This is a genomic window from Aeromonas sp. 82P, assembly GCF_051919365.1.
GTDB classification, from domain to species: domain Bacteria; phylum Pseudomonadota; class Gammaproteobacteria; order Enterobacterales; family Aeromonadaceae; genus Aeromonas; species Aeromonas veronii.
In genome coordinates this window covers 1,576,949-1,600,347 of record NZ_JBQBEV010000001.1, presented here as the reverse complement: position 1 = coordinate 1,600,347, position 23,399 = coordinate 1,576,949, and the positions used below count along the sequence as shown (strand labels likewise).

Annotated in this window: 18 protein-coding genes; 10 read left to right on the top strand and 8 right to left on the bottom strand. The window is 60.3% G+C overall.

Annotated features, from left to right (window positions below; genetic code table 11):
• Positions 1–134: 134 nt before the first annotated feature.
• Both ACTG2S_RS07500 and ACTG2S_RS07495 read right to left on the bottom strand, forming a co-directional pair.
• Positions 135–3,251 (bottom strand): efflux RND transporter permease subunit, encoded by a 3,117-nt coding sequence (locus tag ACTG2S_RS07500; protein WP_439982232.1) that lies wholly within the window; start codon positions 3,249–3,251, stop codon positions 135–137.
• Positions 3,251–4,300 carry an efflux RND transporter periplasmic adaptor subunit gene (locus tag ACTG2S_RS07495; RefSeq protein ID WP_005338352.1) on the bottom strand — a complete coding sequence of 350 codons (1,050 nt, stop codon included), beginning with the start codon at positions 4,298–4,300 and terminating at the stop codon, positions 3,251–3,253. Before ACTG2S_RS07495 ends, ACTG2S_RS07500 begins: the two co-directional genes overlap by 1 nt.
• Before the next feature lie 197 nt (positions 4,301–4,497).
• Between ACTG2S_RS07495 and ACTG2S_RS07490 the strand changes: the two genes are divergently transcribed.
• Both ACTG2S_RS07490 and ACTG2S_RS07485 read left to right on the top strand, forming a co-directional pair.
• A complete protein-coding gene (locus tag ACTG2S_RS07490) occupies positions 4,498–6,036 on the top strand; it encodes a sensor domain-containing diguanylate cyclase (protein ID WP_439982230.1) in 1,539 nt (512 codons plus the stop codon).
• 46 nt (positions 6,037–6,082) lie between these two features.
• Positions 6,083–6,958, top strand: a complete 876-nt coding sequence (locus tag ACTG2S_RS07485; RefSeq protein WP_005338362.1) for a patatin-like phospholipase family protein — start codon at positions 6,083–6,085, stop codon at positions 6,956–6,958.
• A gap of 72 nt (positions 6,959–7,030) precedes the next feature.
• Here the strand turns inward: ACTG2S_RS07485 and ACTG2S_RS07480 are convergent, their stop codons facing one another.
• Positions 7,031–8,371: an APC family permease gene (locus tag ACTG2S_RS07480; RefSeq protein ID WP_088869883.1), complete on the bottom strand. Its 1,341-nt coding sequence runs from the start codon at positions 8,369–8,371 to the stop codon at positions 7,031–7,033.
• 199 nt (positions 8,372–8,570) lie between these two features.
• Positions 8,571–8,837 (bottom strand): helix-turn-helix domain-containing protein, encoded by a 267-nt coding sequence (locus ACTG2S_RS07475; RefSeq protein WP_005338367.1) that lies wholly within the window; start codon positions 8,835–8,837, stop codon positions 8,571–8,573.
• A 258-nt stretch (positions 8,838–9,095) separates the two neighbouring features.
• Between ACTG2S_RS07475 and ACTG2S_RS07470 the strand changes: the two genes are divergently transcribed.
• From ACTG2S_RS07470 to ACTG2S_RS07455, 4 genes are all read left to right on the top strand, one after another.
• On the top strand, positions 9,096–9,692 hold the full coding sequence (locus tag ACTG2S_RS07470) for a hypothetical protein (protein ID WP_376888598.1): 597 nt from the start codon (positions 9,096–9,098) through the stop codon (positions 9,690–9,692).
• 308 nt (positions 9,693–10,000) lie between these two features.
• Positions 10,001–11,029 (top strand): porin OmpA, encoded by a 1,029-nt coding sequence (locus ACTG2S_RS07465; protein ID WP_103251496.1) that lies wholly within the window; start codon positions 10,001–10,003, stop codon positions 11,027–11,029.
• Between the two features lie 307 nt (positions 11,030–11,336).
• The gene (gene ompA / locus ACTG2S_RS07460; RefSeq protein WP_376888600.1) at positions 11,337–12,335 is read left to right on the top strand and encodes a porin OmpA; all 999 of its coding nucleotides are present in this window, start codon (positions 11,337–11,339) and stop codon (positions 12,333–12,335) included.
• A gap of 235 nt (positions 12,336–12,570) precedes the next feature.
• On the top strand, positions 12,571–13,608 hold the full coding sequence (locus tag ACTG2S_RS07455) for an OmpA family protein (RefSeq protein ID WP_123173541.1): 1,038 nt from the start codon (positions 12,571–12,573) through the stop codon (positions 13,606–13,608).
• Positions 13,609–13,693: 85 nt separating this feature from the next.
• Here the strand turns inward: ACTG2S_RS07455 and ACTG2S_RS07450 are convergent, their stop codons facing one another.
• Together ACTG2S_RS07450 and ACTG2S_RS07445 are read right to left on the bottom strand one after the other, a co-directional pair.
• Positions 13,694–15,388, bottom strand: coding sequence for an NAD-dependent malic enzyme (locus ACTG2S_RS07450; protein ID WP_005338379.1), 1,695 nt, complete (start codon positions 15,386–15,388; stop codon positions 13,694–13,696).
• Positions 15,389–15,457: 69 nt separating this feature from the next.
• Entirely contained in the window at positions 15,458–16,315 is an 858-nt protein-coding gene (locus ACTG2S_RS07445; protein ID WP_005338380.1) for a helix-turn-helix transcriptional regulator, read from the bottom strand.
• 120 nt (positions 16,316–16,435) lie between these two features.
• On the opposite strand from ACTG2S_RS07445, the gene ACTG2S_RS07440 reads away from it, so the two are divergent.
• A complete protein-coding gene (locus ACTG2S_RS07440; protein ID WP_005338381.1) occupies positions 16,436–17,815 on the top strand; it encodes an MATE family efflux transporter in 1,380 nt (459 codons plus the stop codon).
• A gap of 123 nt (positions 17,816–17,938) precedes the next feature.
• Positions 17,939–18,187, top strand: a complete 249-nt coding sequence (locus tag ACTG2S_RS07435) for a YciN family protein (RefSeq protein WP_005338382.1) — start codon at positions 17,939–17,941, stop codon at positions 18,185–18,187.
• Positions 18,188–18,220: 33 nt separating this feature from the next.
• Here ACTG2S_RS07435 and ACTG2S_RS07430 read toward each other — a convergent pair whose 3' ends face one another.
• Entirely contained in the window at positions 18,221–19,342 is a 1,122-nt protein-coding gene (locus ACTG2S_RS07430) for a GGDEF domain-containing protein (RefSeq protein ID WP_005349944.1), read from the bottom strand.
• Between the two features lie 246 nt (positions 19,343–19,588).
• Here ACTG2S_RS07430 and ACTG2S_RS07425 point away from each other — a divergent pair, with 246 nt between their 5' ends.
• The gene (locus tag ACTG2S_RS07425) at positions 19,589–20,986 is read left to right on the top strand and encodes a nucleobase:cation symporter-2 family protein (RefSeq protein ID WP_040066712.1); all 1,398 of its coding nucleotides are present in this window, start codon (positions 19,589–19,591) and stop codon (positions 20,984–20,986) included.
• A gap of 102 nt (positions 20,987–21,088) precedes the next feature.
• A complete protein-coding gene (locus tag ACTG2S_RS07420; protein ID WP_274160699.1) occupies positions 21,089–21,805 on the top strand; it encodes a lipoyl protein ligase domain-containing protein in 717 nt (238 codons plus the stop codon).
• A gap of 114 nt (positions 21,806–21,919) precedes the next feature.
• Here ACTG2S_RS07420 and ACTG2S_RS07415 read toward each other — a convergent pair whose 3' ends face one another.
• Positions 21,920–23,296 carry an alanine/glycine:cation symporter family protein gene (locus tag ACTG2S_RS07415; RefSeq protein ID WP_274160698.1) on the bottom strand — a complete coding sequence of 459 codons (1,377 nt, stop codon included), beginning with the start codon at positions 23,294–23,296 and terminating at the stop codon, positions 21,920–21,922.
• Positions 23,297–23,399 lie beyond the last annotated feature (103 nt).

Below are 23,399 nucleotides of genomic sequence, written 5' to 3'. Positions count from 1 at the left end.
ATCCCGCGGAATAGGCCGCCGCCCACAATAGCAAGGGCGCCCGCAGGCGCCCTTGTGATGATGGAGGCTAATAACTGGCCCCCGCTTGAGCGCGCAGGTCAGGGTTCAGGCCAGGATTGAGGCCAAAGTGCTGATCAGGGCGCCGGAGGCTGCGACTCCCCTGCCCCCTTGGCGGCCAACGCTTCGTCTACCTGCTGATCCCGTGCCCCTGTCATGCCAGCGTGACGGGCGATCAGATGGTAAATGGCGGGCACCACCAGCAGGGTAACCAGGGTTGCCAGCGACAATCCGAAGAAGACCACTGTCCCCACCGCCATCCGGCTCTCGTAGCCGGCCCCCATGGAGAGCATCAGCGGTACCGCGCCGATAATGGCGGTGAGCGAGGTCATCAGGATAGGGCGCAAGCGGCGCACCGAGCCTGCGATGATCGCCTCCTCGAACCCTTCCCCGCGCTGGCGCAGCTGGTTGATGAACTCGACGATGAGGATGCCGTTCTTGGTCACCATGCCGATCAGCATGATCATGCCGATCTGGCTGTAGATGCTCATCTCCTGCCCCGTCAGCCAGAGGCCAAGCAGACCACCGAAGATGCCGAGCGGCACCGTCACCATCACCACCGCCGGGGTCAGGGTGCTCTCGAACTGGGCCACCAGCACCAGATAGACCACCAGCAGGGCGAGGCCAAAGACCAGCACCATCTCCCCCTGATTGTCGCGGTAATCCTTGGAATCACCGGCGTAATCCACCGTCATGCCGGTAGGCAGGTTGGCGTTGGCCCAGCCATCGAGGAAATCGAGGGCCTCACCCAGGGTGTGATCGGGGTGCACGTCGGCAGTCAGGGTGATCGCCTTTTGCCGCTGGTAGTGGTTGAGGCGGTTGGCGGTCGCCACCTGCTTGACGGTCGCTAGGGTCGAGAGACTGACCATCTCGCCGTTGGCGGCTTTTAGATAGATGCGACCGAGATCCGAGATGCCGTTGAACTCGGTCTGGTTGCCGCGCAGGTAGACGTCATACTCCTCGCCCCTGTCCACATAGGTGGTCTTGCTCGCCCCGCCCAGCAGGGTCTGTAAGCTGTTGGCCACGGTGGAGACCGGAATGCCGAGCTGGCTGGCGCTGTCGCGATTGATGGTCACCTGCAGCTCCGGGGTCTTCTCGGCGTAGTCGAGATCCGGGCTCAGCATCAGGCCGCTGCCCTGCGCCGCCTGTTGCAGCGCCAACCCTTGCTGGTAGAGCTCGGCATAGTCGTTACCCTGCAGCACGAACTGCACCGGCGCGGTGGAGCCGCCGCGGAAACCGGGCTGGAAGGTGCGGATCATCACATCGGGAATGCCGGAGAGCTTGGCACCCAGCGAGCGGGAGAACTCGGTGGCGGTGACGTCGCGCTCGGCCCAGTCGGTGAGCTGGATGATCACCATACCGGTCTGATCGCCGCCACGGCCAAAGGCGGGGGTGCTGAAGCTCAGCGCCTGCACCACCCCTTTGCCGAGCATCGGCATGATGGCGGACTCCACCTGCTGCATGTTGCGCTTCATCCGCTCGATACTGGTCCCCTCCGCCCCCTTGACGAAGACATAGATGACGCCGCGATCCTCGGTCGGGGTAAGGCTGGTCGGCAGCTGGGTAAAGAGGGCACCGATACCGCCCAGACAGAACAACAGCAGCAGCGGCGTCCAGCGGGAGCGACGCAGCACCCACGCCAGCAGGTGGCGATAGTGCCCCTCCAGCCAGCCCAGCCCGCGATCGAGCCCGGCGGTCAGCAGGTTCGGTTTATCCAGCGGGCGCATCAGCCAGGAGCCCATGGCCGGGGTCAGGGTCAGCGCCACCAGCGAGGAGCAGAGCACCGCAAGCGAGAGCAGAATGGCAAACTCGGTAAAGAGCCGCCCCACCATGCCATCCATAAAGGCGATGGGGACGAACACCATCACCAGCACGGCGGTGGTAGCGATGACCGCAAAGCCCACCTCGCGGGTGCCGTGCCAGGCGGCGAGCAGCGGCGGTTCCCCCCGCTGCAGATGGTGGTGGATGTTCTCCACCACCACGATGGCATCATCCACCACCAGGCCGATGGCGAGAATAAGGGCCAGCAAGGTGATGAGGTTGATGGAAAAGCCGAAATACCAGGCGCCGATAAAGGCAGAAATCAGCGACACCGGCACCGTAATGGCTGGAATGAGCGTGGTGCGCCCCTGCCCGAGGAACAGATAGAGCACCGCCACCACCAGCACGGCGCAGATGGCCAGGGTCTCGTAAACCTCGTCGATCGCCTGCTTGATAAAGATGGTGGAGTCGTAATCTACCTCGAGCTTGGCCCCCTCTGGCAGGAAGCGCTGCATCTCACCGAGTTTCTTCTCGATCCCCTGCGCGACAGCCAGCGGGTTGGCGGTGGACTGGGCGACGATGCCGATACCCAGACTCTCTTTGCCGTTGCGCTGATAGGCGCTGTCTTCGTTCTTGGCTCCCACCTCCACGTCGGCGATATCGGCCAGATAGACGCTCTGGCCGTTGGCGGCGGTGGTGACTTGCAGCTGCTGGAAATCTTCCGCTGTGTGGTAGAGACGGGCGATCTGCACCGCCATGGTCATGGAGTTGTTGCGGATCTCCCCACCCGGCAGCTCGATGTTCTCCCGCTTGAGGGCATCTTCCACATCGCTCACCGTGATGCCACGGGCGGCCATGTCGGCAGGGCGCAGCCGCACATACATCACCTGGGTGAGATCGCCGGAGAGCGCCACTTCGCTCACCCCGTCCACCAGACTCAGGGGGTCGACCAGCACCCGGTTGGCGTAGTCGGTCATGGCGGTGCGATCCATCTGGCTGCTGCTGAAGTTGAGCCAGATCGCCACATCGCCGTTGCCGCTGTCCTTGGTTACCAGCGGCTCGTCCACATCATCGGGCAGCCGGGGCCGCGCGCGGGAGAGGGCATCGCGCACATCGGAGATCCCCTCCACCATGTTCCAGCCGAGCTTGAACTCGACGGTGATCATCGAGCGCCCCTTGCGGGTCATGGAGTTGATGTTCTTGATGCCGCTGATGCCGGAGAGCTGATCCTCGATGGGCTTGGTGACCTGACTCTCCATCACCGAGGGGGCCGCCCCCTCATAGGTGGTGGTGATGGAGACCGAGGGGATCTGCACGTCCGGCATCTCCCGCACCGTCAATTTGCTGAAGGCGACCAGACCAAACACGGTGAGCAGGGCGCTGAGCACCACCGCCACCAGCGGGCGGCGAACTGAGATATCGGAGAGCCACATCAGCCGTTCACCTCGGCCAGATCACGCACCTGCACCCCATCACGCAGATTGACCAGCCCCTCGACCACGATGCGATCGCCGACCTTCAGCCCCTCGGTGACCCAGACGGTCTCCCCTTCGGTCTCGCCGAGCACCACAGGCACCCGCTTGACCCGACCATCGGCCTCGAGACGGTAAACAAAGCGCTGCTCACCGGCGTACTCCACCGACTGGGCGGGGATCAGGGTGAGCTGCTGGGCAGGCAGCGCCAGCTCCACATTGAGCAGCATGCCCGGGCGCAACTGGCCATTGCCATTGGGGATCATCACCCGCGCCTTGATGTTCTGGGTATCGTTGGAAATGCGGCTGTCGAGGGTGGTCAGGGTGCCGTTGAATTGCTGATCCGGCCAGGCAGTGCTGGTGGCGGTAACCGCCATGCCCGGGCGCAGCAGGGAGAGGTAACGCTCCGGCACCGCCAGATCGAGGCGCAGTTTATCAAGTTCATCGAGATGCAGCAGGGTGTCGCCGCTGTTGACCAGCGCCCCTTCGCTCAAGTCAATCAGGCTCACGGTACCGGCAAAGGGCGCCTGCAATGTACGCAGGGAGAGCTCGTAGCGGGCGGCATCGAGGCGTGCCTGCACCTGGGCCACGGTGGCCTCCTGCCCCTCCAGCTCGGATTGGGTCACGGCGCCACGGGCCACCAGCTTGCGCATATCACTCAGCTTGCGGTTCTCGTCGCGCAGACTGGCGCTCTGCTCGGCCAGCTCCGCCTGCTGCTTGCCCGCATCGAGCGCGATCAGGGTCTCCCCCTTCGCCACGCTCTGGCCTGATTGCACCGCAATCTTGACGATGCGGCCGGTCACTTCGGGGCTAATGATGACGGAGCGATTGGCCGCCAGCTTGCCCACCAGCTTGAGGGTCGGCTCGGCCAGACTCTGCTTGACGGTTTGAGTGCGGATATTGACCTGTCTGGTCGGTGCTTTGGCGGCGGGTTCGCTGTGACGCAGCGCCCAGACGCCGGCAACCACAATTAGAAGAAGGCCCAAGCCGAGCCAGATACGCATTTTCATCGAACAGTCCATGAAGAGTGAGAGGGTAAATCCAGATTGGGGCCATTTTAGCCCCAGACTATGCCGTGACTATGTATAAATGTGACAAAACGTAACAAGAGCGGGATAAGCTCACTCTGTTTCAGGTCGCGCCGTTTGTTTTCACGCCACATCGCATACACTAACGACAATTTCCTTCGCAACCCGACTGACTGCCTATGCCCAAAATGTCTGACCACCGCTTTCTCACACGCCTGACCTGGCTCCTGTTCGCCGTGGTCATCCTGCTGATTGGTCTGACCTTGCGGCAAAGCCTGAAACAGATAGAACGCCTCTACCAGAGCGATACCCTCAACAGCGCCATCTACCTGCGGGATCGGTTCAAACAGACCGAAGTGTTTCTGGAGGCGATGCGCGGGCAGGCCGAAGAGCGACTGCGCAGCGACCCCCAGTCGGTGCTCACCCGCCAGCTCTATGGCCATATCGAGGTACTGCCAGAGGGGCTGGCTCTCGACAAGCTCCCCGGCGATTTACCGGCCGGACTGGCGGGCAACCTCACCGGTGACGGTCCGCTGCCGCCCCCCGGCAGTGCGCGGGAGGCGCAACTTCATTTGGCCCTGAGCCTCTCTCCCTTGCTGTCCACCGCAAGCCAGCGCCTGGGCAGCGAGATCGCCTGGGCCTACTTCACCGGCGTGGACAACTTTATCTACCTCTATCCCTGGATCCCCTCCAGCCAGTTTCGTTTTGCCCGCAGCATCTATGACAAGCACTACTGGCAGGATGCGCTGATGTCACCCAACCCCAGCCGGGACACCATTCTCTCCCGCCCCTACGAAGATTTTGCCGGACTGGGCACCATGGTCACCATGTCCCAGCCTCTCTACAAGGACGGCTCGCTGGTGGGGATGATCAGCATGGACATCCTGCTCTCACGCTTGCAATCGCAGCTCAATCAGCTGGCGCCGGCGCTGGGTGAGTATCTGCTGCTCAATCAGTACCATCAGGTGCTGGCCAGCAGCGCGCGCCAGCCCGTGGTGCCGCAAGACCCCGAGCCGACCGACGAATACCAGTGGCGGCAAGGGGCATTGCAGCTGACCATGGCAATCCCAGATACCCCGTTGCGACTGGTGCACAACGTCACCCTGCTCCCGCTGGTGTGGGCCATGCTCTGCCAATCCACGCCGACCCTGCTCGCCATCCTCTTTATGCTGCTGGCCGCCCTCTCCAACCTGAGATCCCATCGCCTCAACCAGCGGCTCAATTATCTCTCCTGCCACGATGCCCTCACCGGCGCCTTCAACCGCCACTATCTGGTGCTGCTGGAGCAGGCGGGCGATCTGGCCCGGCTGCAAGCGGGGATCCTGATGTTCGATGCGGATCACTTCAAACGGGTCAATGACAACTTCGGCCATGCCGTCGGCGATATCGTGCTGATCCGGCTGGTGCAGATCTGCCAGCAGCAGCTTAGGCCCACTGATCGCCTGATCCGCTGGGGGGGTGAAGAGTTTCTGCTGCTGATTGGCCGCAGTAACGCCGCACAGATCGGCGAACTGGCGGAGCGGCTGAGAAAGGCGGTGGCAGATCACGACTGGGCCGCCATCGAGCCCGAGCTGGAGGTCACCATCAGCCTCGGCTATCTGCCCCACCAGGAGAACCTTCCCCTGCACGAAGCGGTACGCCGCGCCGATGTGGCGCTCTATCAGGCCAAGGCCAACGGTCGCAACCGCAGCGAAAGATGGCAGGGTGACGCCTCCTGACTCTCGGAGTAAGCTGAGCCCTCAACCCCTTTTTTGGAGGACTGTCGTGCCACGTAAACCCCGCGTAGGGCTCGCTCTCGGGAGCGGCGCCGCCAGAGGATGGGCCCATATCGGCGTCATCCGCGCCCTTGAACGTCTCGGCATCAAACCGGATTTGATCGCTGGCTGCTCCATCGGCAGCTTTGTCGGTGCCGCCTATGCCGCCGGAGAACTGGATCGGCTGGAAACCTGGGTGCGCGGCTTTACCCGCCTGCAAGTGGTCAGCCTGCTCGACCCGGCCCTCTCCGGTGGGCTGTTTCGCGGCGAAAAGGTGTTTGGCCTTGCCGCCAGCCATCTGGGGGATCCCGATCTCGAGAACCTGCCCATCCCCTTCGCCTGCATCGCCACCGAGCTGGATACCGGCCGCGAGATCTGGCTGCAACAGGGCCCGCTGCGCCAGTCGGTGCGCGCCTCCTGCGGTATGCCGGGGATCCTCACCCCGACCCGGATCAACGACCGCTGGCTGGTCGATGGCGCCGTGGTCAATCCGGTGCCCATCTCGCTGGCCCGCGCCATGGGGGCCGAGGTGGTGATTGCGGTCAACCTCAACACCGATATGCACCAACCCTGGACCGACGAGCCGGATCAACCCGGCAGCGGCGGCCTGCTCAGCCAGTGGCTCAATCGCGGTGAGTCTGCGCCAGCCACCCCCGGTCTGTGGAGCGTGATGAGTGGCTCCATCAACATCATGCAGGAGCGGATCACCCGCGCCCGGATGGCCGGTGACCCGCCGGAGATCCAGCTCTGCCCGCGCCTTGGCAGCTTCTCCATCATGGATTTTCATCGCGCCAGCGATGCCATCAACGAGGGGGAAGCCTGCGTCGAGCGCAACCTCGATCAGCTCAAGGATGAACTGGGCCGCCTCGGGTTGTTGGGCAGTTAGTTGTCGACATACCGTGGTTTACACATGAAAAAAGCGCCATTCGGCGCCTTTTTTTTCGACTCACTGACCCGGTCACTCCTTACGATAGAAGAGCAACCCGAGCAGAATCACCCCCACAGAGACCAGCAGATAGAGCCCCAGACTGGGATTGGTGATACCGCCATACAGAATGATGAGCGCGCCCAGGGTGGCGCAGGTCGGGATCACAAACCGCTTTATCCAGCCCAACTCGGTAAAGGTGCGCATGTACCAGACATAGAGGAACAGATAGAGGCCATAAATCAGCACGATCGGCATCTCGTCCAGGGCGATGTAACGACCGAATGTCTCGTTGATGCTGCAGTACCACAGCACTGAGTAGATCACCGACAACAAGGCTGCCGCGAGGGCCGAGTTGATTGGCATGTGGTGATGCGGTTCGATACGGCTCATCCACTTGGGTGCAGGACCCTGATTGCGGATCGCCAGCGAGTAGGGAATACGCATGGTCGCCAACACCAGACCATTGAGGGTGCCGAGGCAGGAGATAATCACGAACACGGTCAAAATGGTCGAGGCAGTCCCGCCAAACAGGCTGGTTGTCGCGAGATTTACCGCGTTATCCCCTTGCGCCACTATCTCGTCCGTCGGCAAGACGCTGGCGATCCCCAGAAAATAGGTGACATAGACCACAAAGACTATCAGGGTGCCAATCACCAGCGCTCTGGGCAGATTCTTCTTGGAATCGCGAATTTCGCTGTTGATGGTCACGGCGGCAATCCACCCCTCATAAGCGAAGGCGGTGGCAACCACGGCCGTGGCCAGAGTGCCTCCGGTGCTTCCTATCCCATCCATTGCCTGCACAAAGTTGGTCACGGTGACACCATTGAGCAAGCCTGAAATGGTGCCCACAATGGCAACCAGGATCAGCGGGATCAACTTGATCAGGGTAGAACCCACTTGCAGCTTGCCCGCCAGGACCGGGGTATAGAAGTTGATCAGATAGGTGACCGTCATATAGACAGCCGCCAGTATCCAGGTCGCACCAGAGTTGGTCGGATTATCACTACCGAACAAGATCATGGTGTACAGAGCGGCGACCCAGGCAAGGATGGCGGAAAGAGGGGCGTAATAGAGTACGCCTTTGAACCACCCCACCAGATAACCAAACATTTTGCCGTATGCCGCTTCGGCATAATCGACGATACCGTTGGACTTTTCGATCCGCTGGGCAAACTCGGCAAACACCAGCGCGCCGAAGATCATCGAAAATGCCCCCAGCGCCCATGCCAGCAGCGCAATGGCCAGATTACCGCCAGTCAGACGCAGTACATCATCGGCCTTGAAGAAGACACCGGAGCCGATCACCACGCCGACCACCATCGCAATGGCAGTCATCAGGCCATAGCGTTTATCCAACTCATTACTGCTCATACCCATACTCCATACGATTGCTCATATCATCCTGAATGTAATAGTGTTCGGGTGGCCAGATACCACCAGGGGCCCACTTTTCGGGGCCGCTTATTCTCGTTGGCCTGCATGGATAATTCAAAGCGTGTTAGATCAAAATATCGATCGGCAACCCAAAAAAAATACCGCCCGAAGGCGGCATTTCTATTCACATCGATGATCACGCCTTGGCGAGGTCATCCGGGCCAATCTGGCCGATTTCGGCGACTTTCTTGTCTGCCAGCAGCCAGAGGGTGAACTTGTGCAGATCCGGGTGGTGCGCCAGGGCAACCAGGAAGGCGCCCCCAACTTCACGGTAACCCAGCTCGTAGTTTTTCAGCGTGGTGGGAGGAACACCCAGCAAATCTGCAAACTTCGGACGGCTCAAACCGACCGCTTCACGGATCTGACGGATCTTCTTGCCAACAGTGACGATATTTGAATTCATAATGTTCCATACTCCGTTTGGCGGATTTACTCCGCCTTTTATTTTTCGCGACGACTCGTAGTCAAGTGTATCAGTTTTGTTCGGACTCGTTATGGTCGAGCCTCTATCTTATGAGCGCCTTTCGGCGACAACCCTTGCCTTCAAGGGGGGATGTTAATCGCTCAGCCGCCTCAGGTAAACAGTCTCGAAAAGAAACCTTTATTGTGACCCCCCCAATAACTCGTATAATCCGCCAGCTACCCATTAAGAGGAATAAGTATGGCGTTTCCCGGCATTATCTCTCGCCTGCACCCCGTATCCAGCACAGAAGAACTGGCACAACAGCGCCTGCAAGGTGAACAATATCGCGCCGAAGCATTCTGGCTTCCGGCCTTGATGTCCAGCCACGCCAGCGAACTGCTGGCCGCCCTGCCGGAGAGCTGCAGCCTGTTTCTTGAACAGGCATGCCCGGACCTGGCCCTGCGCAGCCACGACGGCACCCTGCATAACAATGAGCAGCTCATCACGGTAAATGGTCAGGTTATTGCGCTGGCAACTACCCCGGGTGATGGTGGTCTGGTGCCCGAATCGGGCATGTGCGAAATGGCCGACTGGCTGGAGGCGGGACACCGCCACTTCATCTGTTCAGCTGCGGTTCAGCCTGTGGCTCGCGCCCTCCTCAACATCTGGCCCCTTGACCCCTATCTGGCCCGACATTTCTTGATGACATTTACCCCCCTGCTGCAGAACGTAACCCAGGCTGATTACCTCGCGGTCTTTGCCGCCAGAGCGAATCCGGCCAACCCGCAACCAGACTGGGTTCAGGCTTATATGAAGCTGGAGAAGAAACTGCACAGGGCCTATCTGGATCACTAATTAATCAAAATAAACAGCCAGTTAAGGGCACGACACAATTTGCCACAAGGCTCATTTGTGAGCTTGATCATGTTTTAAATTCGGCATAGAGTGCGCCTCGTCATCGGAATGACATCAGTTGCTTGGCCGTGGTTTCTCACGCATTGCGTGCCATGCCAGCGGACTCGACACACCAGGAGAGTGTGCAACCCGGTTCTGCCGGGTCATCTGCCAGACTCGACGCCAGCCGTACGGCGGAGCCTGCAGCTTACATAAATTACAAAGTGTGAAGCACGTGAATAACGTGCGATCTCAACGAGGATTTTTTTATGATGAAAATGGCTCCTTCCATGATCGCCATCGCCATGGCTGCTCTGGGTGCTACCGCTGCTCACGCCGCTGACGACATCTACTTCGGTGCCGGTGTCGGTGCTGCTCACTTCAACGGTCTGAACAAGATCGATGGCGGCGGTTACGAAGGTACTGAAGATGCTGCTGCAGCCAACGCCTTCGTTGGTTACAACTTCACCGAGAACTTCGGTACCGAGTTCGGTTACCAGTACGCTGGTCGTGGCAACATTGAAGGTGAGCGTTACGAGAACCAGGGTGCCACCCTGTCCGGAATCGCTCGTCTGCCGGTTGGCAACAACTTCTCCCTGTTCGCTGAAGGCGGCGCCTACTGGGCTCACACCGATGGTCTGGGCATCAGCGACACTAAAGTTTCCCCGCTGGCCGGTGCCGGTGTGACTTACAAGGTAAGTGACGCGCTGGATCTGCAAGCTCGCTACCGCTACATGTGGGACGTAGCTGACCTGAATAACGATGGTTTCCACTACAAGTCCAACCAGAGTGTTGCAACTCTGGAAGCGGTATACCACCCGTTCCGTACTTCCTACGTAGCGCCGGTAGCGGCTCCGGCACCGGTTGTTGAAGAGGCTCCGGCTCCTGCTCCGCAAGTGGTAGAGAAGAACTTCGCCCTGAACTCAGACGTGCTGTTTGCCTTCGGCAAAGACACCCTGAAGCCGGAAGGCGTTGCAGCCCTGAACGGTCTCTATCAGCAAATCGTTGAGTTCCAGCCGAAAGATGGCAACGCTGTTGTTGTTGGTTACACCGACCGTATCGGTTCCGACGCTTACAACCAGAAGCTGTCTGAAGCCCGTGCCCGTACCGTTGCCAACTTCCTGGTGAGCAAAGGTATGGCTGCCAGCAAGGTTGCCATCGAAGGTCGTGGCGAAGCCAACCCGGTTACCGGTACCAAGTGCAACGGCGTAACGGCTAAAGCTCAACTGATCTCCTGCCTGGCTCCGGATCGTCGCGTAGAAGTTCGCGTATCTGGCGTACAAGAAGTTCAGCAATAATCTGACCTCGTTCAGGTAGTGCGAAAAAAAGGGATGCTGCGGCATCCCTTTTTGTTTGTATGGTTCTCGCTTGCATCCCTCACTCCCGCCTCCCTGCCCTTGCCTGCCCCGTCTCGAAAGCATAAAGTAGTTGCGCCTGTAAGGTATTGGATAAGCACTAAAAAGCGCTTCTTGTCCGGTCTGTTGTCCATGACGCCACTGCATCATGAGAGTCCAGAGCCTTCGCTATCCACTTTGCTGGCGATTTTTCGCAGCAATAACAATAAGTGCATTGCCCGACATGGGCTAACACAACGAGGATAAACCGATGAAACTCAAAATGGCTCCTACCCTGATCGTACTGGCGCTCGCCGCCGCAGGCACCACAGCTCAGGCTGCCGATGACTGGTATACCGGTGTTGGTGCAGGTTGGGCATATGCCCACGGTCTGGATGATTTTGGCAAAGACACTGACAAAGACGCCACCGCGCTGAGCCTGTTCGGCGGTTACAACTTCAACGACTACTACGCAGCGGAACTGGGCTACCTCTACGCCGGTAAAGCGGGCGTTGACGGTGCCGATTTCAAAACCCAGGGTGCCACCCTCTCCGGTATCGCCCGCCTGCCGCTGGGCGACATCTTCTCGGTGTTTGCTGAAGGTGGTGCCTACTTCAATCACGTCAACGGCAATGGCAACAGCGACAACGGCACTGCGCCGCTGGCGGGCCTGGGTCTGACTGCCAAGCTCTCCGACCTTATCGATGTGCAAGCACGCTACCGCTATCTGTGGAATCTGGGTGACGAGCAGAAAACCTGGGAGAGCGACATGAGCGTCGCGACCCTGGAGCTGGTGATGCACCCGAACCGCACTTCTTATGTTGCCCCGGTGGCCGCCCCTGCGCCTGAGCCGGTTCCCGAGCCGGTACTGGTCGACAAGAACTTCGCACTGAGTTCTGACGTGCTGTTTGCCTTTGGCAAATCCACCCTCAAGCCAGAAGGTGTCGCAGCGCTCAACATCCTGTATCAACAGATCGTTGATGTTCAGCCGAAAGATGGCAGCGCCGTGGTCGTCGGTTACACCGACCGTATCGGCTCTGACGCCTACAACCAGCAACTCTCCGAAGCGCGTGCCCGTACCGTGGCCGACTTCCTGGTTGGCAAAGGTCTGCCGGCTGGCAAAGTTGCCATCGAAGGTCGCGGTGAAGCCAATCCGGTCACCGGTACCCAGTGCAACAGTGTCAAGGGCAAGGCTCAGCTGATCTCCTGCCTGGCGCCGGATCGCCGTGTAGAAGTACGCGTCACCGGCGTGCAGCAAGTACAACAGTAATCCTGCAGTCCGACATAACAAGGAGGCCACCTGGCCTCCTTTTTCTTGGCGCTTATTTCACCCACCTTGCAACCCTCTTTTGCCCCCCTTCCTCTTCCCGTCTCGCGCCCTAGTTCACGGCGTGTCGCCCCCCCTATACCTCTTTGGTGGTTAAAAACAGCCCGTCACCTATACATAAGTGTGGGGTTTGACCAGCAGGCAACCCCACTACACCAAACATCGACGAGGATACGCGATGAACATAAGAGTAAAACCTGTGTGGATTGCACTGGCATTGGCGAGCACAGGCGCACAAGCGGAACCGGTTCACGACTGGTATGCCGGGGTCGGCGGTGGCTGGGCCATTGCCCACAATCTGAATGATTTCAGTCAGGATGTCGGCAAGGATGCGACTGCGCTCTCCCTGTTTGGCGGCTACAACTTCACGGAAAATCTGGGGGCAGAGATTGGCTATCTCTCCACTGGTGACTGGGATATCAGCGGCCATGACTTCAACAGCAAGGGAGCCACGCTGTCAGTCATTGGCCGCCTGCCGCTCAGCGAGATGTTCTCGCTCTTTGCCGAAGGCGGTGGCTATATCTATCACGTCGAATCGGTCAATGGCGGGGACGACAACCTGGCGCCGCTGGCAGGCCTGGGAGTGACGGCCCGGCTCCATGACTGGGTCGATCTGCAGGCACGCTACCGTTACATAGTGCGCGTTGGCGATGATCCGGATAACGGCAAAGCCAACAGCGGCACCCAGCGCTGGGTCAGCGACATCAGCACCGCCACGCTGGAACTGGTGATCCACCCGAACCGCAGCCAACCCAAAGAAGCGGCCCCCACGCCCGCCCCGGTCGTGGTTCCCCCGCCACCGGCCGAACCGGAGGTGGTGGATCAGACCTTCAACCTCAGTTCCGATGTGTTGTTCGCCTTTGGCAAAGCGGACCTCAAACAGGAGGGGATGAGCGCGCTGGACGATCTCTACCAGCAGATCGTCGACGTGCAGCCCAAGGATGGCAGTGCGGTCGTGATGGGGTATACCGACCGTATCGGTTCGGATGCCAACAATCAGCGGTTGTCAGAAGCTAGGGCCCAAACCGTTGCCGACTTTCTGATCAGCAAAGGATTGCCTGCCGACAAGGTGAGCATCCAGGGCAATGGCGCGAGTAATCCGGTCACCGGCAACCAGTGTGATGCCATCAAGGCGAAGGCGGCGCTCATCGACTGCCTTGGGCCGGATCGCCGGGTAGAGGTGCGTGTCACCGGCGTACAGGGTGGCAGCGAGTAGTTGATCTTGAGGCGATAACCATGTCAGACGTGCAGTAAAAAGGGATGCTTGCGCATCCCTTTTGCTTTGCCACTTCCCGCAGAAATCAGAACGAGGTGCGGCGGTAGCGGCGATACTCCGGATGCCAGAAGTTGGCGTCGATGGCCTGATCGATCACCTCGTCCGGGGTCTGCACCGCCTTGCCCTGCAGCATGGCGGTCTTGGCCACCATCTTGGCGATGTAGCGGGAGACCTGATGGATATCCGCCAGATCCGGCAGCAGAGAACCCTCCTCCCCTTTCACCAGCGGCGAGCACTCCGCCAGCGCGCGGCTGGCCGACATCAGCATGGCGTCGGTTACCCGGGTGGCGCCGGAGGCGATGACGCCAAGGCCGATCCCCGGGAAGATAAAGGAGTTGTTGCACTGGGCGATGACGTAGCGCTTGCCCTTGTGCTCCACCGGTGCAAACGGACTGCCGGTGGCCACCAGCGCCTGACCGTCGGTCCAGCGGATAAGGTCTGCCGGCGTCGCCTCGACCCGGGAGGTGGGGTTGGAGAGCGGGAAGATGATGGGACGGGCACAGTGCTTGTGCATGGTCTTGACCACCTCTTCGGTAAACAGCCCCGGCTGACCGGAGACCCCGATCAGGATATCCGGGCGACCATGCTCCATCACCTCCAGCAGGGAGATGTTGTCACCCACCGGCCAGTCGGCGATGCGCTCCACCGGTTGGGAGAGACGGCGCTGGAAGTCGAGCTGGTTGGGGATCTTGTCGGTGATAAGACCAAAGCGATCCACCATAAAGACCCGGCTGCGGGCCTGGGCATCGGTCAGCCCCTCGGCCTTCATCTGTGCCACGATCTGCTCGGCGATACCGCAACCGGCGCTGCCCGCACCGAGGAAGGCAACCCGCTTCTCGGAGAGCTTGGCGCCGGAGGCCTTGCAGGCGGCGATCAGGCTGCCCAGGGTCACGGCAGCAGTACCCTGAATATCGTCGTTGAAGCAGCAGAGCTCGTTCTTGTAGCGGTTGAGCAGTGGCATGGCGTTGTTCTGGGCGAAATCCTCGAACTGCAGCAGGATATCGGGCCAGCGGCGCTTGACCGCCTGAATGAAGGCATCGACAAACTCGGCGTACTCATCCCCCGAGATACGCGGATTGCGCCACCCCATATAGAAGGGGTCATTGAGCAGTTGCTGGTTGTTGGTGCCCACATCCAGCACCACCGGCAGGCAGTAGGCGGGCGAAATGCCGCCACAGGCGGTGTAGAGGGAGAGCTTGCCGATGGGAATGCCCATGCCGCCGATACCCTGGTCACCCAGACCCAGGATCCGCTCGCCATCGGTCACCACGATCACCTTGACGTTCTGCTTGGTGGCGTTTTGCAGCATGTCATCGATCCTGTCCTTGTCCGGATAGGAGATAAACAGGCCACGGGCGCGGCGATAGATGTTGGAGAACTCCTCGCACGCCTTGCCCACCGTCGGGGTGTAGATGATGGGCAGCATCTCGGTCAGGTGGTTGTGCAGCAGACGGTAGAAGAGCGTCTCGTTGGTATCCTGGATGTTGCGCAGGTAGATGTGCTTGTCCATGTCGTTGCCAAACGCCATGAACTGGCGATAGGCGCGCTCGGCCTGCTCTTCGATGGTCTCGATATTTTGGGGCAACAGACCTTCGAGGTTGAAGTTGCTGCGCTCTTCGCTGGTGAAGGCGCTACCCTTGTTGAGCAAAGGGGTCTCCAGCAGGGCGGGACCGGCGTAGGGAATGTAGAGAGGACGTTTCTGGTTATTATCTTCAAACATGGATCTTGGTACCTAAACGATTAGCTAGACGCAGGGACCCGCCGATCCTAGGGGCTTGTCTCATTAATTTCAAAGAGTTTGCACATCCGTTGCAAAAGGTTTGCGACCCAGTCGACGAAAGGCGCCTGGGGTCTGACCAGTCAGACGACGAAAGCGGTTGGCAAAGTTGGCCCCATCGCTGTAACCGACCCGGGCCGCCAGCTCGCCAAGTGGCCAGTTGGTATAGAGCAGCAGCTGGCGCGCCTTGTTCATTCTGAGCTCGGTCACCCTCGCCATCGGCCCCATACCGAACGCTTGCTGACAGAGCCGGTGCAGATGGGGCACCGAGCAGGCCATCTGTCGGGCCAGCAGGGCGACGCTCCAGGGTTCATCCAGGCGCGCCTCCACCCGGCGAAACAGTGCCTGCAACCTGAGTTCAGGGGTACCGCGCACCTCCCCTTGCAGGGTGCGCTCCAACAGCGCCAGCAACAGGCTGAGCAGTTGAGGTTGCAGCGAAGAGCGAACCCCCTCCCCCTGCATCAGGCTGAGCAGATGGTAGAGCTGATCGCCGCCATCCCCTTGCCAGATACGGTGACCAAGGCGATGCAGGTGCTGCCAGCGTGGCACGTCATCGAGCAAAATCCAGCTGATCTGCCAGCTTTCGCCAATCAGCTTGAGCCCACCGGGTACGGCGGCGGGCAGGAAAATCAGCGATCCGGCCGGAATGGCTTGCTCCCCCTCGTCGGTGAGCAGCGCCCCCCCCTCATCGTGACTCACCATCAGAATGTGAAACTCGGGGCGATTGCGGCGGATGAGGTAGTGATCCCGCACCCGTGAGAGGCCGGTCAGGAAGATCCCCGCCTCACCGAGCAGGGGCAGCCCTTCACGTCCCAGCATCTGCTCTTCACAGGCTGGCGCTATCTCCAGACACTCGCTGGCAAATGGCATAACACCTCAACAGGATAGTTTTACACAAGAAAACCGAGAGCTACTCACAGTGAGAAGAGCCTCGTCAGCCCCTATCATACCCCTGACAAACCTTGCTTTTCTCATACCCGGTTAACAACTATGAATTATTGGCAAGCGATTTTAAAACAAACCACCGATCGCGAGTTCATGACCCGATTGTGGCGGCTGGCCCTGCCTGTCTCGCTGCAATCCATGATGTTCTCCCTGCTTGGCCTCATCGATATCATGATGGTGAGCCAGCTTGGCACCACGGCTGTGGCGGCGGTCGGCTTGGGTAACCGGGTCTTCTTCTTCAATCTGCTGGTGATAGCGGGCCTCGCGGGCGGGGTCTCGGTATTGGCAGCACAATACTTCGGGCGCGGGGAGATGGCCGGGGTACGCCGCTCCCTGGCGCTGGCAATAGTGGGCGCCCTGCTGGTCACCCTGCCCTTTGCCTTCATCTATGTGTTATCACCGGGCAGCGTACTCGGCTTTGCCAGTCAGGATCCGGCACTGCGAGCTCTGGCGGATCAATTCTTGATGATCACCGGCGCCACCATCCTCTGTACCGCCATCGTGGTGCCGCTGGAATCAGCCCTGCGCTCGGTCGGCAATGCCGCTGCGCCGACCCGCATCGGCATTATCGCCATCATCGCCAACGTCATCCTCAACTACGCCCTCATCTTCGGTCACTTCGGCTTCGAGGCAATGGGGGTGGCCGGCTCGGCCTGGGGCACCACCATTTCCCGGCTGCTGCAGACAGCCCTGCTGCTGCTCTACGTAAAGCGTTATGAGGCGCGCCTGATCCCGCGCGCACCAGACTGGCTGGCCGCCTTCAAGCGCAAGGAGGTGGTGCGCTTTACCCTGATCGCCCTGCCGCTGCTGTTCCATGACGGCCTCTGGGCCTTCGGCATGCTGATTTACGGCTTTCTCTACGCTCATCTTGGCACCGATTCGCTGGCCATCATGACCACACTCGGCACCCTGGAGAGCATCCTTATCTCCCTCTTCTTCGGACTGGCGGTAGCCTGCTCCACCCTGCTCGGCCACCGGCTCGGGGCCGAGGAGTACGAGGTCGCCTGGCAGCACTCCCAGCTGTTCCTGCTGCTGGCACCGATTGGCGCGCTGCTGGTGGGGATCATCGTCTGGCTGCTGCAAGCCAACCTGTTGCAGTGGGTCGGCAACCTGCCCCCCGAGCTGATGACAGAAGCGGGACAGGTGCTCGGCATCATGTGCCTCGGGATGCTGCTCAAGGTGTTCAACATGGTGGGGATCATCGGGGTGCTGCGCTCTGGCGGCGATGTGAACTACAGCATCTTTATCGACATCGTCGGCATGTGGTGCATCGGCATCCCGCTCGCCTGGGTGGCTGTCACGCTGCTCGGCTGGCCCCTCTCCTGGGTGGTGGCGGTGGTCTTGCTGGAGGAGCTCAGCAAGGTGTTGCTGGTGCAGCGCCGTATTCGCCAACGCTGCTGGTTGAAGAATCTGGTGATCGGATAAACAGCCACAAATCGGGGTCATATCAATGACAGAAAAACCCTGTTTGCAGTATGCTTGGCGCCTCTTCAATCAGAGGCAGGGATCCACGGTTTCCCTGTCCAGTAGTCGTTTAAGGAGACGAGCATGCAACCACAGAAAGAGCTGATCACCGAGACGGCCCTGCTTGAGATGGCCAACAAGATCATCAAGGAGCATGAAGACTTCATCCACGGTATGCGCGCCGATTCGGTGGAGCAGAAGGGGGATATTCTGGTGTTCAAGGGGGAGTATTTCCTGGCCGAAGACGGCACCCCGACCGGCAAGACCATGGCGGTCTTCAACATGTTCAAGCTGCTGGCCCAGCAGCTCTCCGGCAAGTACAAGCTGGCCTGATCTCGCCAGCTCATTGCCAACAGGATGCCGCCCTCAGGCGGCATCTGTTTTTGCGCGGTTTTGCCCCTCGACCACCACGCAGTTGCGTCCCGCCATCTTGGCCTGATAGAGACACTCGTCGGCACGGTTGATCAGAATATCGATGGTGTCATCGGAACGAGCCATGGCAATCCCGATACTTACCGTCACCTCCAGCAATTCGTCCGAAGTGGGGCTCTTCACCAGCCGCGCCTCGACGGCAATGCGCAGCCGCTCGGCCATTTTGCTCGCCAGTGCCGGATCGGCGCAGTTGTGCATCAGGATGGCAAACTCTTCGCCGCCATAGCGCCCCAGCACCATATCAGGCTCAAGCTGCTCCCCCAGGGTGGTCGCCACCTCCTTGAGCACCGCATCCCCCGCCAGATGGCCGTAGATATCGTTGATCCGCTTGAAGCGATCGAGATCCAGCAGCATCACCGCAAAGGGCTTCTTCTTGAGTTGCAGCCGGATTCTGGCCTGCTCCAGCTGCTTCATCAGCAAGCGGCGGTTCATCATGCCGGTCAGCTCATCGGTGGTCGATTCCCGATATAGCCGCAGCAGCATGTTGAGCTGGCCGCACTGCACCCAGCAGCTGGCCATGGTAAACATGCCGAGCACCCACACCTGATTCAGGGTGGCCTGACTCCAGATGCTCTGGCCCACCAGCAGCCAGTGGCCCAGCAGCATGGTCACCAGCACCACGCCTGCCAGTTGCAAGCCGAGGGAGAGGGGAATGGGGAAGATGGCAAACAGGGTTATCAGCAGATAGGGAAAGGCAGCATAGCCCGCCTGTAACTCCTGTCCGGCGCCAAAGCTGTTCAGGCAGAAGAGGGAAAAGAGCATCATCACGGCCATCAGGTAGCCAAGGGCCAGCTTCATCCGTTCCCGCTTGAAGTGGATGAGGTACGAGAGCGGAATAAGTGGCGAGAGCGCCAGGGTGCAAAAGATCCTGGCCTGGAATAGCTGCTCGAAATGAACGGCGGGCAAGGTCAACCAATCCACCACGGCCCAGGCGGGCAATCCGAGCATCAGCAAGCAGGTCAGCAGGCGCAAACGCACCGTCATAAACCCCATGCGTGTACGAGTAAAGTCTTCGGAGTGAACCCTCGCACTCCAGAACTCTGACAACTTGAGCATCCAGAGTCTCCACGATGAATACTGAGGGCTCATTCTACACCTACAAAGTGGTAAAAATGTCATTAGCGGGGAGAATAAAAAGGAGAGGTTGATCACACAAACCGACAGATGATAATCGCAGTGCGCAAACGTTTCAACCCATCAAAAAATAAACCTTTTTTTGCATAATTAGCGCTGGTCAGCCTCATTTCAATCACTACAATAGCGCCCAATTTTCTCCCCCTCCCCACACAATTCGAGGTACTTATGGAACAGGCTGCTGTCACACGCGCCAATCGAGAGGCACATCCACCCAGGCGAGCCCATAGCGAACTGGTCTATGGCATAGAGGATGTCCCGCCTCTGCCCCAGACGCTGTTCGCCGCCCTGCAGCATATGCTCGCCATGTTTGTCGCCATCATTACCCCGCCCCTGATTATCGCCAATGCCCTCGGCCTCCCTGCCGCCGACACCCGTTATATCGTCTCCATGTCGCTGGTCATGTCCGGCATCGCCTCCTTCATTCAAACCCGCCGCTTCGGCCCCATCGGTTCCGGCCTGCTCTCGGTGCAAGGTACCAGCTTCAACTTCCTCGGCCCCATCATCGCCTCCGGTCTCGCCCTCAAACAGGCGGCTATGCCCACCGAGGATCTGTTGGGCACATTGTTTGGCACCATGATGGTTGCTGCACTCACTATCGTGGTGATGAGCCGCTTCCTCCATCTGGTGAAACGGATCATCACCCCACTGGTCACCGGCATAGTGGTGCTGCTGATCGGCCTGACCCTGATCAAAGTGGGCCTGATCAGCATGGGCGGCGGCTATGCAGCCCTCTCTGATGGCAGCTTCGCCAGTCACACCAACCTCTTCCTCTCCCTGCTGGTGCTCGGCCTTATCGTGTTGCTGCAACGCAGTCGCAACCCCTGGTTGCGCCTCTCCGCCATCATGATCGCCATGCTGGCGGGCTATGCCGTGGCCCTGCTGTTGGGCAAAGTGAGCGCCCCCACCTTCGATGGCCCCCTGGTGATGGTGCCCATTCCGCTTCACTACGGTCTCGGCTTTGACTGGCAGCTGTTCGTGCCGCTCGCCATCATCTTCGTGGTCACGGCGCTCGAAGCGATCGGCGACATGACCGCCACCTCGGATATCTCTGGCGAGCCACTGGAAGGGCCTGTCTATATGGAGCGGATCAAAGGCGGCGTGCTGGCTGATGGTGCCAACTCCATGCTGGCGGCAGTGTTCTCCACCTTCCCCATGTCAACCTTCGCCCAGAATAACGGCGTCATTCAGCTGACCGGCGTCGCCAGCCGTCACGTCGGTCTCTTTATCGCCGCCATGCTGGCCCTGCTCGGCCTGTTCCCGGCGGTCGCCAGCCTGGTACAGCAGATCCCCGAGCCCGTACTGGGGGGCGCCACTATCGTGATGTTCGGCACCATCGCTGCCGCTGGCGTGCGCATCATTGCCCGCGAGGAGCTGGATCGCCGCGCCCTGATGATCCTGGCGGTGTCGCTGGCCATGGGGCTGGGGGTCGCACAGGTGCCGGAAGTGCTGCAACACCTGCCGGAGCTGGCCAAGAGTGTGCTCTCCTACGGCGTCGCCACCGGTGGCATCACCGCCATCGTGCTCAACCTGCTGCTGCCCAAGCGCGAAGCGCGCCACTCCTGAGACATCGTCCACCGATAGCCAACCCAAGCCCCGCACTGCGGGGCTTTACCTTGCCAGTCGCCACGGGTAGTGTGCTGGGCAGCCTTTTTTGAGGATGCCGCAATGCCCTATCGCCTGCTCTCCCCCCTCCACGATACCGCTTCACCCGCACAGATACTGGCGCAAGAGCAGTGCTGGCTGCGCGACTGTGCCCATGACGGCCAGCCCCGCGCTCACCTCTGGCAGGCGCCCCAATGCCTGATTGTCACCCGCAAGGATACCCGCCTCCCCCATTACGAAGCCGCCTGCCAGCAACTTGCAGCTGAAGGCTGGCCGGTACATGTGCGCGACAGCGGCGGCACCGCCGTGCCCCACGGGGCGGGGATCCTCAACCTATCCCTGCTGCTGCCTCGTACCACCGCAGATCTCGCCCACTACTACCGGCTGCTGGGGGCGCCGCTGCTGACCCTGTTGGCGGAGTACGGCCTTGAGGGAAGCTATGACTTCGTGCCCGGCTCCTTTTGCGATGGTCAGTACAATCTGGTGATCGGAGGACGCAAGATCACCGGTACCGCCCAGCGCTGGCTGGCGCCGGGGCAGGATCACCAGGGCGCCGTGCTGGCGCAAGCCATGCTGCTGGTGGCGGGTGATGTGGATGAGGGAACCAGGATGGCGAGCCGCTTCTACGAGCTGGCGGGCGGCGAGCTGCGCTTTATGACGGGAACCTCCACCACGCTGGCAAGCTGCATCGATTGGCGCGGTAGCGATCAGGCACTGGTAGAGAAAGTGCGAGCACGTCTGGATAGCCTGCTGAGCGAGGGGCTACCCCCCCCATCCTGACCTTATTCCGAAGGGAGAGGGAAAGTCCCCGTCCATAGACACGGCGCACAAAAAAGCCACGACCGGAGTCGTGGCTTTTTCTTTTCAATGGACACGTGAAACGGGCCGAGGCGTTCAGGCCGTCTGCGGCTCCGGTTCGGCTTCACCATCTTGTTCGCGACTAAAGTAGGCGCGGGTCTCGGCGAGCACCACATGGCGCAGGCCAATCAGGCCGATGAGGTTGGGCACCGCCATCAGACCGTTAACGATATCGGCCAGCAGCCAAATCATATCCAGATGGAGAAAAGCACCGCTCGCCACCAGCACCAGATAGATGAGGCGGTAGGGCTTGATCGCCTTCACCCCGAACAGGTATTCGGTGCAGCGCTCGCCGTAGTAGTTCCAGCCAAGGATGGTGGTAAAGGCGAAGAACAGGAGGCCAATGCTCACCAGATACTGGCCGACATGGGCATCAAGCCCCTGGGCAAAGGCCAGACTGGTCATGGCCGCGCCGCTTGCATCGCCGCTCCACACGCCTGTGACCACCAGGGTCAGGCCGGTCATGGTGCAGATGATGATGGTGTCGATGAAGGTACCTGTCATGGAGACCAGCCCCTGCTCCACGCACGAATCGGTCTTGGCCGCCGCCGCCGCGATGGGTGCAGAGCCCAACCCTGACTCGTTGGAGAAGACCCCACGCGCCACCCCGGACTGAATGGCCAGCATGATGCTGGCACCGACGAAGCCGCCGGTCGCCGCATGGCCGGTGAAGGCACTCTCGATCACCAGCATGACGGCATCGGGCAAGGCGCTGGCGTTATTCACCAGCACGCCCAGACAGGCGACGATGTAGAAGATGGCCATGAAGGGCACCACCTTGCTCGACACGCTGGAGATGGACTTGATCCCTCCCAGGGTCACCAGCGCCACGATCAGGGTCAGCACTACGGCGGTCGCTTCACGGGGCACCGAGAAGGAGAGGCTCATGGCGTCGGAGATGGCATTGACCTGCGGGAAGGTACCGATACCGAAGAAAGCCACGCCGATGCCGAACAGGGCAAACAACTTGGCGAGCGGCTTGGAGCCAAGCCCCTTCTCCAGATAGTACATGGGACCACCCGCCATCTGGCCGTTGGCATCCTGCTCGCGATATTTCACCGCCAGCAGACACTCGGCGTACTTGGTGGCCATGCCGAACAGCGCCGCCATCCACATCCAGAACAGGGCACCCGGGCCCCCCAGCTTGATGGCGGTGGCCACCCCGACGATGTTGCCGGTACCTATGGTGGCAGAGAGGGCGGTACAGAGGGCGCCGAAGCTGGAGACATCCCCCTGCTTGCCCTGCCCCTGATCGCGACCAAAGACCAGCCGCAGAGCGAGCGGCAAGCGCACGACCTGAAGCAGACCCAGACGCAGGGTGAGATAGATACCGGTCCCGACCAGCAGGATCAGCAGGGGCGGCCCCCAGATAAAGCTATCGATGGCGGTTAACGCCGATTGAATTGATGACATGCATCCTCCTTAAGAAACAGAAATTAAGGAGGAGAAGGATGATCTTCCCATAGGTGTCGCGATCCCCAGAGGCGATCGGATGCGGGCCAAGCCCAGGTACAAC

Excerpts from the sequence above, each read along its gene's own strand:
- ACTG2S_RS07465 (WP_103251496.1), top strand. The coding sequence starts at position 10,001 with ATGATGAAAATGGCTCCTTCCATGATCGCCATCGCCATGGCTGCTCTG.
- ACTG2S_RS07430 (WP_005349944.1), bottom strand. The coding sequence starts at position 19,342 with ATGCTCAAGTTGTCAGAGTTCTGGAGTGCGAGGGTTCACTCCGAAGAC.
- ACTG2S_RS07480 (WP_088869883.1), bottom strand. The coding sequence starts at position 8,371 with ATGAGCAGTAATGAGTTGGATAAACGCTATGGCCTGATGACTGCCATT.
- ACTG2S_RS07425 (WP_040066712.1), top strand. The coding sequence starts at position 19,589 with ATGGAACAGGCTGCTGTCACACGCGCCAATCGAGAGGCACATCCACCC.
- ACTG2S_RS07445 (WP_005338380.1), bottom strand. The coding sequence starts at position 16,315 with ATGCCATTTGCCAGCGAGTGTCTGGAGATAGCGCCAGCCTGTGAAGAG.
- ACTG2S_RS07470 (WP_376888598.1), top strand. The coding sequence starts at position 9,096 with ATGGCGTTTCCCGGCATTATCTCTCGCCTGCACCCCGTATCCAGCACA.
- ACTG2S_RS07500 (WP_439982232.1), bottom strand. The coding sequence starts at position 3,251 with ATGTGGCTCTCCGATATCTCAGTTCGCCGCCCGCTGGTGGCGGTGGTG.
- ACTG2S_RS07450 (WP_005338379.1), bottom strand. The coding sequence starts at position 15,388 with ATGTTTGAAGATAATAACCAGAAACGTCCTCTCTACATTCCCTACGCC.
- ACTG2S_RS07455 (WP_123173541.1), top strand. The coding sequence starts at position 12,571 with ATGAACATAAGAGTAAAACCTGTGTGGATTGCACTGGCATTGGCGAGC.
- ACTG2S_RS07440 (WP_005338381.1), top strand. The coding sequence starts at position 16,436 with ATGAATTATTGGCAAGCGATTTTAAAACAAACCACCGATCGCGAGTTC.
- ACTG2S_RS07420 (WP_274160699.1), top strand. The coding sequence starts at position 21,089 with ATGCCCTATCGCCTGCTCTCCCCCCTCCACGATACCGCTTCACCCGCA.
- ACTG2S_RS07475 (WP_005338367.1), bottom strand. The coding sequence starts at position 8,837 with ATGAATTCAAATATCGTCACTGTTGGCAAGAAGATCCGTCAGATCCGT.
- ACTG2S_RS07495 (WP_005338352.1), bottom strand. The coding sequence starts at position 4,300 with ATGAAAATGCGTATCTGGCTCGGCTTGGGCCTTCTTCTAATTGTGGTT.
- ACTG2S_RS07415 (WP_274160698.1), bottom strand. The coding sequence starts at position 23,296 with ATGTCATCAATTCAATCGGCGTTAACCGCCATCGATAGCTTTATCTGG.
- ompA (WP_376888600.1), top strand. The coding sequence starts at position 11,337 with ATGAAACTCAAAATGGCTCCTACCCTGATCGTACTGGCGCTCGCCGCC.
- ACTG2S_RS07490 (WP_439982230.1), top strand. The coding sequence starts at position 4,498 with ATGCCCAAAATGTCTGACCACCGCTTTCTCACACGCCTGACCTGGCTC.
- ACTG2S_RS07435 (WP_005338382.1), top strand. The coding sequence starts at position 17,939 with ATGCAACCACAGAAAGAGCTGATCACCGAGACGGCCCTGCTTGAGATG.